Source organism: Methyloversatilis sp. S146-33 (assembly GCF_059552495.1).
On record NZ_JCANOT010000025.1, the window covers coordinates 127,876 to 146,163 of the forward strand.

At 67.2% G+C, this 18,288-nt stretch carries 13 protein-coding genes and 1 pseudogene; 9 read left to right on the forward strand and 5 right to left on the reverse strand.

Translation table 11 applies throughout. The features are described 5' to 3' along the window. Positions 1-177: 177 nt before the first annotated feature. Positions 178-2,358 (forward strand): cyanophycin synthetase, encoded by a 2,181-nt coding sequence (locus tag AC51BJ_RS09395; RefSeq protein WP_496280049.1) that lies wholly within the window; start codon positions 178-180, stop codon positions 2,356-2,358. 20 nt (positions 2,359-2,378) lie between these two features. Next, positions 2,379-4,958, forward strand: coding sequence for a cyanophycin synthetase (cphA, locus tag AC51BJ_RS09400; RefSeq protein ID WP_496280050.1), 2,580 nt, complete (start codon positions 2,379-2,381; stop codon positions 4,956-4,958). Here cphA and AC51BJ_RS09405 read toward each other — a convergent pair. After that, positions 4,947-5,825, reverse strand: a complete 879-nt coding sequence (locus tag AC51BJ_RS09405) for a nitrate- and nitrite sensing domain-containing protein (RefSeq protein WP_496280058.1) — start codon at positions 5,823-5,825, stop codon at positions 4,947-4,949. The genes cphA and AC51BJ_RS09405 overlap by 12 nt on opposite strands. A gap of 93 nt (positions 5,826-5,918) precedes the next feature. Further along, entirely contained in the window at positions 5,919-6,590 is a 672-nt protein-coding gene (locus AC51BJ_RS09410) for a TetR/AcrR family transcriptional regulator (RefSeq protein WP_304004529.1), read from the reverse strand. A 170-nt stretch (positions 6,591-6,760) separates the two neighbouring features. Here AC51BJ_RS09410 and cobA point away from each other — a divergent pair, with 170 nt between their 5' ends. Beyond that, complete coding sequence (cobA, locus tag AC51BJ_RS09415; RefSeq protein ID WP_496280051.1) at positions 6,761-7,543, forward strand: uroporphyrinogen-III C-methyltransferase; 783 nt, start codon at positions 6,761-6,763, stop codon at positions 7,541-7,543. A gap of 265 nt (positions 7,544-7,808) precedes the next feature. Here the strand turns inward: cobA and bamC are convergent, their stop codons facing one another. The 3 genes from bamC to AC51BJ_RS09430 form a co-directional block, all read right to left on the reverse strand. Beyond that, complete coding sequence (gene bamC / locus AC51BJ_RS09420; protein ID WP_496280052.1) at positions 7,809-8,963, reverse strand: NlpB/DapX family lipoprotein; 1,155 nt, start codon at positions 8,961-8,963, stop codon at positions 7,809-7,811. Positions 8,964-8,985: 22 nt separating this feature from the next. Continuing rightward, complete coding sequence (gene dapA, locus AC51BJ_RS09425; RefSeq protein ID WP_029143586.1) at positions 8,986-9,864, reverse strand: 4-hydroxy-tetrahydrodipicolinate synthase; 879 nt, start codon at positions 9,862-9,864, stop codon at positions 8,986-8,988. A gap of 101 nt (positions 9,865-9,965) precedes the next feature. After that, on the reverse strand, positions 9,966-10,844 hold the full coding sequence (locus AC51BJ_RS09430) for a histone deacetylase family protein (protein ID WP_019919172.1): 879 nt from the start codon (positions 10,842-10,844) through the stop codon (positions 9,966-9,968). A gap of 203 nt (positions 10,845-11,047) precedes the next feature. Here AC51BJ_RS09430 and AC51BJ_RS09435 point away from each other — a divergent pair, with 203 nt between their 5' ends. From AC51BJ_RS09435 to AC51BJ_RS09460, 6 genes and pseudogenes are all read left to right on the forward strand, one after another. Further along, positions 11,048-11,962: an AAA family ATPase gene (locus tag AC51BJ_RS09435; RefSeq protein WP_430433205.1), complete on the forward strand. Its 915-nt coding sequence runs from the start codon at positions 11,048-11,050 to the stop codon at positions 11,960-11,962. After that, positions 11,962-12,915: a DUF58 domain-containing protein gene (locus tag AC51BJ_RS09440; RefSeq protein ID WP_496280053.1), complete on the forward strand. Its 954-nt coding sequence runs from the start codon at positions 11,962-11,964 to the stop codon at positions 12,913-12,915. Before AC51BJ_RS09435 ends, AC51BJ_RS09440 begins: the two co-directional genes overlap by 1 nt. Then, the gene (locus AC51BJ_RS09445; RefSeq protein ID WP_496280054.1) at positions 12,912-14,915 is read left to right on the forward strand and encodes a transglutaminase TgpA family protein; all 2,004 of its coding nucleotides are present in this window, start codon (positions 12,912-12,914) and stop codon (positions 14,913-14,915) included. Before AC51BJ_RS09440 ends, AC51BJ_RS09445 begins: the two co-directional genes overlap by 4 nt. Then, entirely contained in the window at positions 14,912-15,940 is a 1,029-nt protein-coding gene (gene mltB, locus AC51BJ_RS09450; protein ID WP_496280055.1) for a lytic murein transglycosylase B, read from the forward strand. Before AC51BJ_RS09445 ends, mltB begins: the two co-directional genes overlap by 4 nt. A 333-nt stretch (positions 15,941-16,273) precedes the next feature. Further along, positions 16,274-18,055, forward strand: a complete 1,782-nt coding sequence (locus AC51BJ_RS09455) for an AAA family ATPase (RefSeq protein WP_496280056.1) — start codon at positions 16,274-16,276, stop codon at positions 18,053-18,055. A 104-nt stretch (positions 18,056-18,159) separates the two neighbouring features. After that, positions 18,160-18,288 (forward strand): annotated as a pseudogene (locus AC51BJ_RS09460) (IS5/IS1182 family transposase); the annotation flags it as partial.

The following is an 18,288-nucleotide window of genomic DNA, read 5'->3' on the forward strand; positions in this document are numbered from 1 at the left end:
GCTCGACGACACGAGGCCCGGCGAGGCGGCGGAGTATAGCGCCGCCGACAGGGCCGGAACACGTCGCCGATGCAGGTTCAAAAATAGATGAAAAAGCTGTCAACCAAAGCGCAAAGACGCCGTTAAGCCGATGTTTTCAACAACCTCGGGGCTCCGGACCACCACCGACCCCGCACGATGAGTAAACGCTCGATCGAAATCCTGCGCACCCTCGAACTGCGCGGCCCCAACATCTGGACCTATGTTCCGGCGCTCGAAGTCTGGATAGACATCGGCGAACTCGAAGACTCCCCCTCGAACACCATTCCCGGCTTCGTCGATCGTCTGATCGACTGGCTGCCCGCCCTGCACGAACACACGTGCAGCTACGAAGAGCGCGGCGGTTTCGTGCGCCGGCTGCGCGAGGGCACGTGGCCCGGCCACATCCTTGAACACGTGACGCTGGAACTGCAGAACCAGGCCGGCATGAAGGGCAATTTCGGCAAGGCGCGCGAAACGTCCGAACGTGGCGTGTACAAGGTGGTGGTCATTTCCGGCAATCACACGGTCAGCCGCGCCGCGATACTCGCCGCCCGCGAGCTGGTGCTGTCGGCAATGGACGACCGCCCGTTCGACGTCAAGGCAGCCATTTCGGAACTGCGCGATCTGGTCGACGAACACTGCCTCGGCCCGAGCACCGGCTGCATCGTCGAGGCGGCGCAGGACCGCCGCATCCCGTCCATCCGCCTGAACGACGGCAACCTCGTGCAGCTGGGCTACGGCCGCAAGCTGCGCCGCATCTGGACCGCCGAAACCGACCGCACCTCGGCCATCGCCGAAGGCATTTCGCGCGACAAGGACCTGACCAAGCGTCTGCTCGCCGGCTGCGGCGTGCCGGTGCCGGAAGGCCGCGAAGTCAGCGACGCCGACGACGCCTGGGCGGCGGCCGAGGACATCGGCGTGCCGGTGGTCGTCAAGCCAGCCAACGCTAATCACGGCCGCGGGGTGTCGGCCGAACTGACCAAGCGCGAAGAAGTCGCCACTGCCTACGAACTGGCGCGCCGCTACAGCAAGTACGTGCTGGTCGAACGCTTCATCCCGGGCAACGAACACCGCCTGCTGGTGGTCGGCAAGCAGATGGTCGCGGCGGTCGCTGGCGAAACGGTCTGGATCACCGGCGACGGGCGATCCACCGTCCGCCAGCTGCTCGACAGCCAGATCAACATCGATCCGCGCCGCGGACCGGAGCAGGAATTTCCGCTCGACCTGCTGATTCCCGAACGCGACGCCAAGCTGCGCTTCGAACTGGAGCGCCAGGGCTACAGCGCCGACGCGGTGCCGGCCGACGGCGCCCGCGTGCTGGTGCAGCGCAACGGCAACATCGCCTACGACGTGACCGACCAGGTCCATCCGGACACCGCCCGCCTGGTGGCGCTGGCCGCCCGCGTGGTCGGCCTCGACATCGCCGGCATCGATCTGGTGGTCGAGGACATCCGTCGCCCGCTGCGCGAACAGGGCGGCGCCATCGTCGAAGTGAACGCCGGCCCCGGCCTGCTGATGCACCTGAAGCCGGCCATCGGCGCGCCGCGTCCGGTCGGCCGCGCCATCGTCGATCACCTGTTCGCCACCGCCGACGACGGCCGCATTCCGGTCATCGGCGTCAGCGGCACACGCGGCAAGACCACGGTCGCCCGGCTGATCGCGCACCTGATGCGCTTTTCCGGCCAGCGCGTCGGCCTCGCCTGCAGCGACGGCCTCTACCTCGACAGCCGCCGCCTGGAAGACGGCGACGCCGCCCGCTTCGAACCGTCGCAGCGCGTGCTGATGAATCCTGGTGCCGAAGTGGCGGTGATCGAGAACAGCTTCGAAACCATCTTGAAGGAAGGTCTGGCCTACGACCGCTGCCAGGTCGGCGTGCTCACCCGCATCGATCCGGAAGCGCATTTCGGCGACTACTACATCGACTCGTCCGACCGCGTGTTCAACGTGCTGCGCAGCCAGATCGACGTCGTGCTGCGCCGCGGCACCGGCGTACTGAACGCCGACGACCCGCTGCAGGCCGAGATGGCCGATCTGTGCGACGGCGAGGTGATCTGGTACAGCACGCACGCCGACAACGGCATCGTCGCCAGCCACGTGCAGTCCGGCGGCCGTGCGGTCATCGTGCGCGACGGCCAGATCCGCCTGCTCGAAGCCGAGCGCACCGAAGTGCTGTGTCCGCTCGCCAGCCTGCCGCTGACCGACGGCGAACCGCTGCACGCGACCGAAAACCTGCTCGCCGCGCTGGCGGCGGCGTGGTCGCTCGGCCTGTCGCCGGCGGCCTTGCGCACCGGCGCCGAAACCTTCGATCCCCCGGTGCCCGTCGCGGTACCGGCCTGAAACACCGCCCGAACGCTTTCATGGACATCACCCGCCTGCGCGCCCTCCGCGGCCCCAATCTGTGGAGCCGCCACACCTGTATCGAAGCCATCGTGTCGTGCTCCGGCGAACACTGTTCGCTGGACGCGATGCCCGGTTTCGCCGAGCGTCTGCGCGCCCTTTTCCCCGGCATCCGGCCGCTGCGCCCGACCACCCGAAGCGGGCCGCTGGCGATGGCCGACGCGCTCGAACTGGCCGCGCTCGGCCTGCAGGCCAGCGCCGGCTGTCCGGTCACCTTCAGCTGCACGATGCAGACGGTGGACGCCGGCGTCTATCAGGTCGTCGTCGAATACACCGAAGAGGCGGTCGGCCGTCTCGCCTTCGAACTGGCCGAACGGCTGTGCCGTGCCGCCGCCACCGGCGGCAGCTTCGACCTCGCCGGCGCGCTGCACCAGCTGCGCGAGCTGGACGAGGACATCCGCCTCGGCCCCAGCACCGGCGCCATCGTCGAAGCGGCCGTCGCGCGCGGCATCCCGTTCCGCCGGCTGACCGACGGCTCGCTGGTGCAGCTCGGCTGGGGCAGCCGGCAGCGTCGCATCCAGGCGGCCGAGACCGACCGCACCAGCGCGGTCGCTGAATCGATCGCCCAGGACAAGGAACTGACCAAGGCGCTGCTGCACGCCGCCGGCGTGCCGGTACCGCTCGGCCGCACGGTGAGCGACGTCGACGAGGCGTGGGCCGCCGCGCTCGAAGTCGGTCTGCCGGTCGTCGTGAAGCCGCGCGACGGCAACCAGGGCAAGGGCGTGACGGTGAACATCGTCAGCCGCGAGCACATGGACATCGCGTTCAACGCCGCCTACGAAATCAGCCGCGAAGTGATGGTCGAGCGCTTCATTCCGGGCGCCGACTACCGCTTCCTGGTGGTCGGTGACCGCGTGGTCGCCGCCGCCCGCCGCGAACCGCCGCAGGTGATCGGCGACGGCAGCCGCACGGTGCGCGAACTGGTCGACGAGGTGAACGCCGACCCGCGCCGCGGCGACGGCCACGCCACTTCGCTGACCAAGATGCGCATCGACGACATCGCACTCGCTCGCCTCGCGGTCCAGGGCCATTCACCGGACAGCGTGCCGGCGCTGGGCGAACGCGTCGTGCTGCGCAACAACGCCAACCTGTCGACCGGCGGCAGCGCCACCGACGTGACCGACGACGTGCACCCGGAACTGGCAGCGCGCGCGGTCGAGGCGGCGCGCACGATAGGGCTGGACATCGCCGGTGTCGACATCGTCTGCCGCACCGTGCTCAAGCCGCTGGAGGAACAGGGCGGCGGCATCGTCGAAGTGAATGCCGCCCCCGGCCTGCGCATGCACCTGGCGCCCTCCTTCGGCAAGGGTCGGGCGGTCGGCGAAGCCATCATGTCGACCATGTTCGGCCCCGGCGACGACGCGCGCATTCCGCTGGTCGCCGTCGCCGGCACCAACGGCAAGACGACGACGGTGCGGCTGATCGCCCACCTGATGGCACAGACCGGCCTGCGCGTCGGCATGACCACCACCGACGGCGTGTTCGTCGGCAACGAATGCATCGATACCGGCGACTGCAGCGGCCCGAAGAGCGCGCGCAACGTGCTGGCCCACCCGGACGTCGATGGCGCGGTGCTCGAAACCGCGCGCGGCGGCGTGCTGCGCGAAGGTCTGGGTTTCGACCGCTGTCACGTGGCGGTGGTCACCAATATCGGCAGCGGCGACCACCTCGGCCTCGCCTATATCAATACCGTCGAGGACCTGGCGGTGGTGAAGCGGGTGATCGTGCAGAACGTCGCGCCCAAGGGCATGGCGGTGCTGAACGCCGCCGACCCGGTGGTGGCGGCGATGGCCGAGCACTGCCCCGGCTCGATCACCTTTTTCGCGCAGGACCGCACCCACCCGGTCATCGCCACCCACCGCGCCCGCGGCCGCCGCGTCATCTACGTGGACGACGGCGCGCTGGTGGCCGCCGAAGGCAGCAGCGCGGTGCGCATTCCGCTGTCGCAGGTGCCGCTGACCCGTGGCGGCAAGCTGGGCTTCCAGGTCGAGAACGCGATGGCGGCGCTCGGCGCGGCCTGGGCGCTCGGTTTCGACTGGTCGTCCATCCGCGCCGCACTTGCCAGCTTCGTGTCGGACGCGGCGACCGCGCCGGGCCGCTTCAATGTATTCGACTACAAGGGCGCGACGCTGATCGCCGACTACGGCCACAATCCGGACGCCATCAGCGCGCTGGTGCAGGCCATCGACGCGCTGCCGGCGAAACGCCGCAGCGTGGTCATCAGCGGCGCCGGCGACCGCCGCGACGAGGACATCCGCAAGCAGACGCAGATCCTCGGTGCCGCCTTCGACAGCGTGGTGCTTTACCAGGACCAGTGCCAGCGCGGACGCAAGGACGGCGAGGTGATCGCGCTGCTGCGTGAAGGTCTGGAGGGCGCGAGCCGTACGCGCGAGGTGTGCGACATCAATGGCGAATTCGTCGCCATCGACCACGCGCTCGAACGGCTGCAAAGCGGCGATCTGTGTCTGATCCTGATCGATCAGGTCGAGGAGGCGCTGGCCCACATCGGCCGGCGCGTCGCTGAAAGTTCAACCGGCTGACACGGCCTGCTGCGCGAGCACGCCGCGCAGCGCGTCTTCGCAGCTGGTCATCCAGGCATAGATGGCGTCGATCGCCGCGGTGGCTTCGGCGAAGTACAGCTCCGCGGTCATCCGGTCGGTCGCGCCGAGCAGATCGCTGCGCAGCAGACCGAGCAGACGCACGATGCGCTCGGTGGCCGGCAGCGCGCCCGGCAGACGGGGCGTGTCGGCGATCGCCTGGTGCATCAGCGACTCGGCGCGCGACGCGAGGTACCTCAGACGCATGCGTTCGGCCGCCGTACAGACGCCGCGGGCCGCGGCCGCGCTGCCGACCGCCCTCGCCTGACCCAGCTGCTCGCCCAGCGCCGGCAGCGTGCTGATCCAGGTGCGCAGCAGGCCGCTGCCTGACGACGCGGCAACCGGTGCGATACGGCGATTGCCGACCGCGGCCAGCCAGCCCAGCACGTGCGACACCAGCAGGCTGTGCCGCGTCAGATTGTCGTCGGCACCGATCGCAGCCGGACTGCCGTCCAGCGCGGCACACAACTCCTTCCACTGCGCGTCGAGCAGCGCCAGTTCGTACGGCGTGATGCACGGCCCCTCCAGCGCCATCTCTGCGCGTGCGGTCGACTCCAGCGCTTCGATGTCGTGCTGTACGGCACGCCGCCGGGCGCGCATCGGCGATTCGAACAAGGCGTCTCCGGCCAGCCAGGCGGTACTCATGCCGCGGTGCTGCTGCAGCGAGTGGACAAGCTGCAGCAGCCGCTCGCAATCGCCGAAGGCGCGCTGCGCGTCGTCTCCCGGCGAGCGGTCGCCCGCGCGCTCCGGGCGCATGAACACCAGCGCCAGGGCGATGGCCAGCGCCAGCAGCACCATGACGAGGGGCACGCTCAGCAAGGCGGGTGATCCCGGGTGAATAAGGCGGGCAGGAGTGCGCTCATGACGCAACACGAGCAATTCGCGCGCCAAGCATCGGCGGCCTCACGCCGACGGCGGGGCTTCAAGACCTCCGACGATGAAAGGCACCAGTGCGCGCAGAAGGCTTTCGGGGTCGTTGCGGGCGGCCGGTGAGCAGCGGCCGAGCAGATGCATCACATCGCGCCCGGCCATCACGTAGGCCACGATGCCGACGAAGAAGTACATGCGGCGCAGCAGTTCGTCCTCGGGCAGCGCCGGCAGCGCGCGCATCAGCGCCTTGCGGTACCAGTCCATGATGCGGACGTACTCTTCAGGGATGAAATCGTCGCCCGGCTCAAAGTAGGCGCGGCCGATCAGCTGCTTGAACACGGCGCCGGACACCGTGTCCTTGCGCGACAGGCGCAGCGTCGATTCGACGAAGGTTTCGACGATGCGGGTGACGCTCAGCGGCGCCTCGACCGCCTCGCGTTCGAGCTTGGCGAGATAACCGGACCGGGTGCCGTCGGCCCCGAGCACGCGCTGATACACGCTTTCCATCAGGTCACGCTTGGACCCGAAGTGGTAATTGATCGACGCCAGCGGCACACCGGCCGCCGACGCGATCATGCGCATCGAGGTCGCCGCATAGCCCTGTTCGGTGAAGAGCTTCTCGGCCGCCGCGAAAATGCGTTCCTTCGCATCGCCTCGCGTACGCGCTTCGGCAGTTCGGTCAGATTTCAGGGTTTCGTTCGGCACGGCGCGTCATTTGCTGGGACACAGTCTGACTGTAGCACCGGCCGCACAGCGACGGTGCGCGTATGCACCCGTCGCGGGCATGGCGGGCCACCGCAACGCCCGCGAGCGGTCAAATCGCGGCGTCGGCGCGATGTATCCGGGGCTGGCACCGGACTTGCAAGGTGCTCGTCATGACGACTTACGCCCCCCGGACCGGAAAGGTCTACCTGATAGGCGCCGGCCCCGGCGACCCCGAACTGCTGACGCTGAAGGCCGTACGCGCGCTCGGCCGCTGCGACGTGCTGCTGGTCGACGACCTGGCCGACACCGCCGTGCTCGAACACGCGCGCAGCGACGCCCGCATCGTGCGCGTCGGCAAGCGTGGCGGCTGTCGCAGCACGCCGCAGGCCTTCATCGAACGCCTGATGCTGCGCTATGCGCGCGCCGGCCTCACGGTCGGCCGGGTCAAGGGCGGCGACCCCTTCGTGTTCGGCCGCGGCGGCGAGGAAATGCAGACGCTGCGGCGGGCCGGCATCGAATGCGAGGTGGTGAGCGGCCTGTCGGCCGGCATCGCGGTACCGGCCACGCTGGGCGTGCCGGTCACCCATCGCGACATGGCCTGCGGCGTCACCTTCGTCACCGGCCACGCACGCGAAGACGGCCATCCGGGCCGCGAGCCCGACTGGGCGGCACTGGCCCGCTGCGGGACCACCCTCGTCATCTACATGGGCATGCGCAAGCTGGCCTCCATCGCCGAAGCGCTGCACGCCGGCGGTCTCGCCGCCGATACCCCGGCCTGTGCGATCCAGAACGGCACGCGCGACAGCCAGCGCGCCGTCGTGTCCACGCTGCGCGACCTGCCGCAGGCCGTCGCCAACGCAAAGCTGGGCAGCCCGGCCATCGTCGTCATCGGCGAAGTGGTCAATCTGGCTGAGGTCGCCGAACAGGCTGAAGCGCTGTCGATGAGGGCCTGAAGGCCGCCGCCCGGCCCTCGACACGGCGCCACGCACAGCCCACCGCCGCTGTCGGGGTCAGAAGACCCCTCCCACAGAATCCCAGCTCCGGCCACGGGCTGGGCACGTTTCCTCCCACAAACCCCAGCTCTGCCTACGGCCGCGGATCGGACACGATCCCTGTGGGAGCGGCCTTGGCCGCGACGCGGCCGTTGCGGGGGGCACAAAAACAAAAGGCGCCCTCGGGCGCCTTTTGTTTTTTTAAGGGGCGGCGTTGCCGCGCCGCTTACTTCAGCTGCTCGTGCAGCAGCGACAGGATGCGTTTCGCGGTGCGGGTGTCGTCGAGGCCGCCTTCGCGGGTGAGCACCTGCACCGAACTTTGCTTGCCCTCGCCCTTGACCAGGATGCGGTACTGGCTCTGGCCCGCCTTCGGATCCGGCTTGTCGTCCGGCATGAAGAACAGCAGCTTGGACAGGATGCCGCCGTCCTTCTTGCCGGTGGCGTCGACTTCCGGGTCGACGTAGCGCACGAAGTACACACCCTGCGAACGGTCGCGGTCCTCGACGGTGAAGCCGACGCGGTCCAGCGCCAGGCCGACGCGGCGCCAGGCGCGGTCGAAACCTTCGTACACCTGCAGCGTGCTGCCCTTGTCGGCCGACACCAGCTGCGCGCGCTCGGCCACCGGCTGGGCGGCCAGCAGCACCTTGGCGCGCTCGTTGTCGGCACCCAGACGGACCATCAGGCGACGCAGCATTTCGGCTTCCAGCTCGGGGTCGGCCGGACGCGGCTGCCAGACGGTGTTGTCGCTGCGCTCGTTGGTGTAGACCTCGACCACGCCGCGATGGCTGACGTAGATTTCGGTGGTGCCCGGCTCGGCGCCCGGCTCCAGACGGGTGCGGAACTTGTCGCGCTCGGGTGTCGAGTAGAGCTGGTCGATCAGGCGGCCGATGGTGTTGCGGATGATGTCGTTCGGGAGCTTGGCGCGGTTCTCGTTCCAGTCCGTTTCCATCACGCCGGCTTCCGGCTGTTCAACGTCGATCAGGAAACCGGTTTCCTGCCAGAACTCCTTCACCTGGGGCCACAGCTCGTCAGGGCTGGCATTGACCACCAGCCAGCGCTGGCTGCCAGCACGTTCGATGCGCATCTTGTCGACCTGCGGCAGCACGCCGGTTGACTGCGGCTGCACCACACCCCCGGTGTTCGTGCGGTCGGCGTTGTAGGCCGACATGGTCGCCGTACCCTTGCCGCCGGAATCCGGCACCGCGAAGCGGTCGGTCTGCTGCGGCAGTGTCAGGTCGGGCGGCAGGTCGAGGCGCGGCGTGCGCTTGGCCTGGGCCTTGTAATCGACCTTGCCTGAATCCATGACCTTGTCGAACATCGAGCAGCCGGTGAGCGCGCTCACCAGTGCCACGCACAGCGCGGAAAACTTCAGCAGATTCATCGAACGGGATACCAGAGGACGATCAGGCAAGCACGCCGGCCTGCTTCATCGCGGCGCGGACCTGCTCGTGGAATTGCGGCTGCAATTCGGTCAGCGGCAGACGCAGCGTCGGGCCGCACAGGCCCATCTGCTGCACGGCCCACTTGACCGGAATCGGGTTGGCTTCACAGAAAAGCTGACGGTGCAGGCCGATCAGCTTCGCGTTGATCGCGCGCGCCTTGACCGCGTCGGCGGCCAGTGCGGCGGCGTTCATTTCGTGCATCAGGCGCGGCGCCACGTTGGCGGTGACCGAAATCGAGCCGTGGCCGCCCATCAGGATGAAAGCTGCGGTCGAGGCGTCGTCGCCGCTGTACAGCGCGAAGCCCTCGGGCGCGCGGTTGATCAGTTCGCCGGCGCGGTCGAGATTGCCGGTGGCGTCCTTGATGCCGACGATGTTCGGGATTTCCGACAGGCGGATGGTCGTGTCGTTGGCCAGATCGGCCACCGTGCGGCCGGGCACGTTGTACAGGATGAAGGGCACATCGACCGCTTCGGCCTGGGCGCGGAAGTGGCGGTACAGACCTTCCTGCGTCGGCTTGTTGTAGTAGGGCACGACGGTCAGGCAGGCATCGACGCCGACCGACTTCGCGTGCTGTGCCAGTTCGATCGCCTCGCGCGTCGAGTTGGCGCCGGTGCCGGCGATGACCGGGATACGGCCGGCGGTGTGCTCGACCGTGAAGCGGATCAGTTCGCAGTGCTCGTCGAAATCGACGGTCGGCGACTCGCCGGTGGTGCCGACAATGACGATGCCGTCGGTGCCTTCGGCGACGTGGAAATCAATCAGGCGACGCAGGCTGGCGTAGTCGAGACTGCCATCCTCGTTCATGGGGGTGACGATGGCGACGAGCGATCCGGTAATCATGTGCGAAACAGTGGCTTCGGCAGGAAACGCGCCATTCTACCGGAGCGCGAGGGCAAGCCCAACAGGCGCAACTGGATCAGTCTGTAACAGCTCTCCGCCGCTCACAGCTCGGCCAGCGCCCGGATGTGCTCGACCGCGCTGCGCCCCAGCGCCGACAGCGCATAGCCGCCTTCGAGCATGGACACGATGCGGCCCTTGCCGTGCTTCTTCGCCACCTTCATCAGTTCGGTGCTGACCCAGGCGTAGTCGGCCTCGACCAGACCGAGCGAGGCCATGTCGTCCTCGTAGTGCGCGTCGAAGCCGGCCGAGATGAAGATCATCTGCGGCGCGAAGGCGTCGAGACGCGGCAGCCACTTCGTCGTCACCGCCTCGCGGAAGCCGTCGCCGCGGGTGCCGGCCGGCAGCGGCACGTTGCACAGATTGTCGGCCAGCGGCTCCGCCCCGGAGTACGGGTAGAAGGGGTGCTGGAAGATGCTCACCATCAGGATGCGCTGGTCGTGGGCGACGATGTTTTCGGTGCCGTTGCCGTGGTGCACGTCGAAATCGATGATGGCCACCCGCTCCAGGCCGTGCTTTTCCAGCGCGTGACGCGCCGCGACCACCACGTTGTTGAAGAAGCAGAAGCCCATGGCGCGGGCGTACTCGGCGTGATGGCCGGGCGGACGCACCGCGCAGAAGGCGTTCACCGCGGCGCCCGACATCACCAGATCGGTCGCGTGCACGCCGGCGCCGGCCGCGCGCAGTGCGGCGCGCAGCGAATTCGGGCACATCGCGGTATCCGGGTCGAGATGGACGATACCGCTGCCCGGCACCGCGTCGAAGATCTGCCGCAGGTACTCCGGCGAGTGCGCGCGCGCCAGCATGTCGATGTCGGCCGCCGGCGCGTCGTGGTGCTGCAGGTAGGCATCGAGACCGCTGGCGATCAGGCGGTCCTGTATCGCGGCAAGGCGGTCGGGGCATTCGGGGTGATGCGGCCCCATGTCATGCAGGGCACAGTCACGGTGTGTAATGTATGCGGTCGTCACCGCCTCTCCTCCGGATTCCTGCAGTTATCGATGCAACCGGCCGTTCCGGCTCTGTGTCACAGGCAGGCTCGCGCGGCTTCAGGGCCGGGCATGTCCTGCCGTCATGTTTCTACAGTATCGCGCCGATCATCCCGCCACAACTTAACGTAGCTCAAGCCATGCCCACCCTCGCTCCCCGCGCCGTCGTCGAAGCCGCCTCCACCCTCATACTCGGCAAGCGCAGCCGGCTCGAACTGGCGCTGACCTGCCTGATCGCCGGCGGCCACCTGCTGATCGAGGACGTGCCGGGCACCGGCAAGACCACGCTGGCGCACGTGATGGCCCAGCTGTTCGGCCTCGATTTCCGCCGCGTACAGTTCACCAGCGACCTGCTGCCGGCGGACATCCTCGGCGTATCGGTGTTCGAGCGCGAAACCGGCGCCTTCCGCTTCCATCCGGGCCCGGTGTTCACGCAGGTGCTGCTGGCGGACGAGGTGAACCGCGCCACGCCGCGCACGCAGAGCGCGCTGCTGGAGGCGATGGAAGAGCATCAGGTCAGCGTCGAGGGCGAAACCCGCCGCCTGCCCGAGCCCTTCTTCGTCATCGCGACGCAGAACCCGGCCAGCCAGATCGGCACCTACCCGCTGCCCGAATCGCAGCTCGACCGCTTCATGATGCGCATCACCATGGGCTACCCCGATCCGGCGGCCGAACGCGCGCTGCTGACCGGCCGCGACCGGCGCAGCCTGCTGGCCGATCTGGCGCCGGTCGCCGACGCCGCGACGCTGACGCGGTGGCGCGCCGAAGCCGAAGCCCTGCACGTGGCCGACGCGCTGATCGACTACGTGCAGGCGCTGATCGCGCACACCCGCAGCAGCGGCGCCTGGCGGCTCGGCCTGAGCCCGCGCGCCGGTCTCGCACTGCTGGCCGCGGCCCGCGCACACGCACGCGTTTTCGACCGCGCGCACGTGCTGCCGGAAGACGTGCAGGCGGTGCTGCCCGCCGTCGCGCTGCACCGCCTGCCGGCACTCGAACAGGGCAGTCCGGACGACATGGCGCGCGCGCTGCTGCAGGCGGTGGCGCTGCCGGCCTGATGCGCGACGCACTCCGCCGCTGGCTGGCCTCGCTCGGCGGCTCGCCCGCGCTGCCGCTGACGCTGGACCGCCGGCGCATCTTCGTACTGCCGACCCGCGTCGGGCTGGTATGGGGCGTGGCACTGATCGCCATGCTGCTGACCGCCATCAACTACACGCTGAGCCTGGGCTTCGCGCTGGTATTCATGCTGGCCGGTCTGGGCCAGGTCGCGCTGCTGCACACCTTCCGCAACCTGCTCGCGCTGCGGCTGCGCGAAACGCCGCCGGCGCCGGTGTTCGCCGGCCAGCCGGCGCTGTTCACGCTGTGGCTGGACAATGAAGCGCCGCGCCCGCGCCCGGCGCTGCAACTCGCGATGGCGGGCGCGGCGCCGGTCGACACCGCAGTCGAGGCGAACGGCCGCTGCGCGGTGACGCTGTCGCTGCCGACCACCCGCCGCGGCTGGCTGACGCCGGGCCGCGTCACGCTGAGCACCCGTTACCCGCTGGGCCTGATCCGCGCCTGGAGCTACGCGCAGCCGCAGCAGCGCTGCCTCGTCTACGTGCAGCCCGAAGCCGGCCGACCGCCATTGCCAGCCAGCGACGCCGGCCGCGCCGGCCTGCGGCCGCAGGGCGACGGCACCGAAGAATTCGCCAGCCTGCGCGACCACCGCGCCGCCGACTCGCCGCGCCACGTCGCATGGAAAGCCTGGGCGCGCGCGCCCGACCTGCCGCTGCTGACCAAGCAGTTCGACGGCCAGGACGGCGGCGAACTGTGGCTCGATCTGGCGCAACTGCCAGCCGCCCTGTCGCTCGAAGCGCGACTCGCCAGACTGACCGGCTGGGCGCTCGACGCCGACGCGGCCGGCCTGCGCTACGGCCTGGTCCTGCCCGACGCGCGCATCGCACCCGGCAACGGCCCCGGCCACCGCGAACGCGTGCTGCGCGCGCTCGCCCTGCACGGACTGCCCGCATGAGCTTCCGTCGCGCGCGCACCTCATCGACAGCGGCCGTGCCGGCCGAGCCGCTGACCAGCGCCCGCATCGGCTGGCTGATGGCGGTCGCCGCCTGCGCGCTGCTGCCGCACGCCGACCACCTGCCGGCCTGGCTCAACGCGGTGGCGCTGCTGCTGTTCATCTGGCGGCTGGCGCAGTGGAAGCTGGGCTGGGCCGGCGCCAGCACGGTGGTCAAGGCGCTGGTGGTGATCGCCTGCTGCGCCGGCGTCACGCTCACCTTCGGCCGCCTGTTCGGCCGCGAGCCCGGCGTCGCGCTGCTCACGCTGCTGCTGGTGCTCAAGCTGCACGAACTCAAAAGCGTGCGCGACGGCCACACCGTCGTGCTGCTCGGCTACTTCATGCTGCTGGCCGCCTTCCTCTATTCGCAGACGCCGGCCGTGGCGGCCGTGCTGTTCGGCTCGATGGGGGTGATCACCGCCGCGCTGATCGCGCTGACCGGCCCGCCGGCGCCGGTGCGTGCGCTGCTGCGCCAGTCGGCGTGGATGCTGGCGCAGGCCCTGCCCTTCATGCTGGTGCTGTTCGTGCTGTTCCCGCGCGTACCCGGCCCGCTGTGGGGGCTGCCGCTGGACGCCTTCGGCGCGCGCTCCGGCCTGTCCGACAGCATGTCGCCGGGCGACATCTCACAGCTGAGCCTGTCCGGCGAAATCGCCTTCCGCGCCCGCTTCGACGACGCACCGCCGCCGGCGCGCGACCTATACTGGCGCGGCCCGGTGCTCACCACCTTCGACGGTCGCACCTGGCGCCAGGGCGAAGCCGCGCGTCGACTCAACGACGGCACGCCGCATGCGGTCGACGGCCCGCGCATCGGCTACGAAGTGACGCTGGAACCGCACGGCAAGAACTGGCTGTTCGCGCTGGAAACCGTGGCCGGCCTGCCGCTGGGGGCGCGCGTGTCCGATGACTGGCAGGTGCTGGGCAGCGAAGTGGTACGCGCGCGCCGACGCGACCGCTTCGAATCGGTGCCGACGGCGCGCCCCGGCCGCGAAGAATGGAGCGCCTATCTTGAGGCGGCGCGCCGTCTGCCGCCGGGCGGCAACCCGCGCGCCCGCGCGCTGGCCCGCCAGCTGCATCTGGATGCCGGCAGCGACGCCGAAACGGTGGACGCCGCGCTGCGCCTGTTCCGCCGCGAAGCTTTCGTCTATACGCTGACGCCGCCACTGCTCGGCGAGGACGGCATCGACCAGTTCCTGTTCGACAGCCGGCGCGGCTTCTGCGAGCACTACGCCGGCGCCTTCGTGTTCCTGATGCGCGCCGCCGGCCTGCCGGCACGCGTCGTGACCGGCTACCAGGGCGGCGAGCGCAACGAGGTCGATGGCTTCGTCGTCGTGCGCCAGTCCGACGCCCACGCCTGGGCCGAAGTGTGGCTGGACGGCGAAGGCTGGCGCCGCGTGGACCCGACCGCGGCCATCCTGCCGTCGCGCGTCGAGCGCGGCCTGGCCGACCTGCCGGCCGGCGAGCCGGTGCCCTTCGTCGCGCGCGCCGATCTCGGCTGGCTGCGCGACCTGCGTCACCGCTGGGAAGCGGCCAACAACGCGTGGAACCAGTGGGTGCTCTCCTACGACCAGCAGAAGCAGCGCGAACTACTAGCGCGCCTCGGCATGGCGCAGCCGGACTGGCGCACGATGACCGCCTGGATGGCCGCGCTCTGCGCCGTCATCGCCATCGCGCTGACGCTGTGGGCGCTGCGCCGCCAGATCGCCGCCGACGCGCTGGCGCGCGCATGGGCCGGCATCGACCGCGCGCTGCGGCCGGCCGGCCTCGGCCGCGAAGCGTGGGAAGGGCCGCTCGATTACGCCGAGCGCATCGCCGCGCTGCGCCCCGATCTGGCAGCAGAATTGCGCACAGCGTGTACACTTTATGCAGACGCCCGCTACGGCCACGCCGCACACGCGCCGGCCGTGCGCGCACTCCGGACGCATGCCCGCGCGCTGCGCCGCCACCGCACACCGCCCCGAACATGACCGCCCGCTTCACTTCTCACTCCGCAGCCCGCCGCCATTTCCTGACCGGCGCCGGCGCCCTGCTGCTGGCACCGCAGCTGCCGGCGCAGATCAGCACCACGCCCGACAACTTCGCCGAGCGCGACGACGTGCGCGCCTTCTGCGCCGAACTGGCCGCCGCGCACGGCTTCGACGAGGCGCAACTGCTGGCGCGCTTCGCCGAAGCGCGGCTGCTGCCGCGCGTGATCCAGCTCATCCGTCCGCCGTCGAGCCCGGCAGTGAAATCGTGGACGCGCTACCGCAGCCGCTTCGTCGAGCCGCTGCGCATCCGCGCCGGCCGCGACTTCCTGGCCGAACACGCCGCCACCTTCGAACGCGCCGAGCAGGAATTCGGCGTGCCGCGCGAAGTGGTGGCCGCCATCATCGGCGTCGAAACCATCTACGGCCGCCACACCGGCGACTTCGAACTGCTGAGCGCGCTGTCCACGCTGGGCTTCACCTACCCGCCGCGCGCCGACCTGTTCCGCCGCGAACTGGGCGAACTGTTCCTGCTCGCGCGCGAGCAAGGCCGCGACGTCACCGACTTCCGCGGCTCCTACGCCGGCGCGCTGGGCTACCCGCAGTTCCTGCCCAGCAGCTGGCGCCGCTACGCCGTCGACTTCGACGGTGACGGCCACACCGACCTGATGAACAGCCCGACGGACGCCATCGGCAGCGTCGCCGCCTACCTCGCCGCGCACGGCTGGGAAGCAGGCGAACCGGTGGCCCAGCGCATCCGCATCACCGACGAAGCCGCCGCCCCGCTGGTCGCCGCCGGCGTCGAACCGTCGATCGACACCGCCACCCTCGACACCGCCGGCGCCCGCCCGCTGCGCGGCGGCGACCTGATCGCCAAACCCGCCACCCTGGTCGACCTCGTCACCCCCGACGCCCAGACCGAATACTGGCTCGGCTTCCGCAACTTCTACGCCATCACGCGCTACAACCGCTCGTACTTCTATGCGATGGCGGTGTATCAGTTGAGTCAGGAGCTGCGGCAGGGGTGAGGAGGCGGGGCTGCGCGCAGCCCTTGACTCGATCGCATGACGTTATCCGCAGGGCACGGGCATGCCGCTCGCCCTAATTCTCGTCCCTGCGCAAGAAAAGCAACTTCTCCCCGCCCGCGCTGCGACCGACGCAGGACGCGGCGCACGCGCGCGATCCCACCTCCGTCCCCACGACGCAGACCTATCCCATTCGTATGGTGTAATGCACGTCAGGTACTCGTGCGCGCGCAATCAGGCTGCCGGACAGGATTCAGCGACGGCGACCAAGGGGTGAGGTTTTTTGTCGTCGTTTAATGCTGTAGGCACCCAAAAAAATAGTTGGCAGAGAATTCAATGGACATCACCATTAAGAGAAATAGAAAATCCACAAGAGCAGGGTCAAAGTTCTCCCTGCCAAACTTTTCTGTTCTAACGGGACTAAATGGAAGCGGAAAGAGTCATCTTCTTGAGGCTTTGGCTTCAAGAGAAGATTCCTCCATCATTGAAAATGGAAAGTTGATAACAAAAGTTCATTACATTCCATTTAATGGGTTAAATCCAAAAATTGCAGAAGTTTGCGACCCCGCCCAGCTGCTTTCTGAGAGCAAAGACATTTGGAGGCAAATCAAAAACGCGCAGTTAAAAATGCACGACCGAGAACAGAAGCATGGTCAGGCAGCCGCAATCGGCACTAGCAAACTTCCGAACCCATTAAAGGAAAGAGTTTCAGCCTTGATGGAAAGATCCAAGAAAGGCTTTTACGATTTAACGGAAGATGACGTTTTAAATGAAATTAGTACAAAAAATGACGCCAATGGAAACCTTTTTATAGCACAGCTTGCAAAAATAATAAAGGTCTATCACACAAGAAAAGATAAAAATGAGTACAACGAATACAAGAGCAAGAAGTCAGGGGATGTGGGCATAAAGTTTCTTTCTAACGAGAAGTTCAAGGAGCTTTATGGTCCCCCGCCGTGGGAGCTAATCAATGCAGTGCTGGCGAAGGCTGGCCTTCCCTATAAAGTGCAGAGTCCGGAGTCACAAGACCCAGACGCGACTTACACGCTAAGGCTTTACGATGAAGGGACGAAAGCTGATATTTCAGTGGACGATCTCTCAACCGGAGAGAAGGTTCTGATGTCAATGGCGTTGGCGATTTATAACGCCAAGGAAAACGGTGAGAAGCCAGAGCTGCTTCTTTTAGACGAGCCCGACGCTCCTTTACACCCGGAATTTTCCCGGCTCCTTGTTGAGACACTGTCAGAGACGATTGTCCGCGACGCCGGCGTTAGGGTAATAATGACAACGCACTCGCCATCGACGGCGGCAATTTGCCCTAGCGGTAGCCTTTTTGAAATCAACAAGGCTACGCGAACCCCAAGAATGTGTAGCGCATCCGAGGCGCTTAGCGTCCTGACTGCTGGGATACCCCACCTATTTGTTAGGGTTGAGAATAGGCGTCAAATTTTCGTTGAGAGCAAAAATGACGTTCAATACTACCATCGACTTTTTTATATCTTAGGCCGTAACGGAAGGTTTAACTATGAACCTGTATTTCTTGAACCGCATAGCGGGACGTCAAACTGTACAGATGCAATTACAATTGCTACCGCACTAACAAAATCAGGGGGCGACATTGTTAGGGCGCTTGTTGATTTTGACGGAAGCAATGTTGAGAAACACCCGGTCTATGTCTTAGGTTCTTCATCAAGATACTCGATTGAGAACTATATCCTTGATCCGGTATTCATCGCGCTGGCTTTGATAAGGGAAGAGAAGAAGAGTCTCGCTGACTTCGGAATTTCTAGGGCCGTGAGCTATATTGAAACGGCAAGCCTTACTCAGGCGGAGTTGCAGAGCATTGTTAATATTGTCGAGTCTGCTGTGTCACTTGTTGACGCCAATCGCGTAACAAGCAAACTCGAGAATGGCTTTGAACTGAGTTTCTCCTCAAAACTTCTAATGGAGCCTGGGCACAAGTATGAGGCTGCACTGCTGTCTGTATATCCAGAACTCGGCGCAGTAAAGCGTGGCACGGGGGACTTTGCTCTAAAAAACGGGGTTCTGCGTGTAATTGAAGATCACGCTAAGTTTCTCCCAATAGAAATCGGGGAAACCTTTCTGAAACTTGGGTGAGCGAGTGCCTAACAGGCTGGTGAGAAACCCCGACCCCTGCTCTGGGCGCGGGTATTGAGGCAGACTCCGGCCCAGAATCGTTCTCCTACTTTCCCCGACTTCACATGCGCGGCCAAGAGAATCCCCAGGCGTCGACGTTCAGCTACGTGAGCCCGGAAGAACGCGTGCCGAAGGACCACCCGCTGCGCACCCTGCGCGCGCTGGTCGACGGCATTCTCGCCAACATGAGTGCG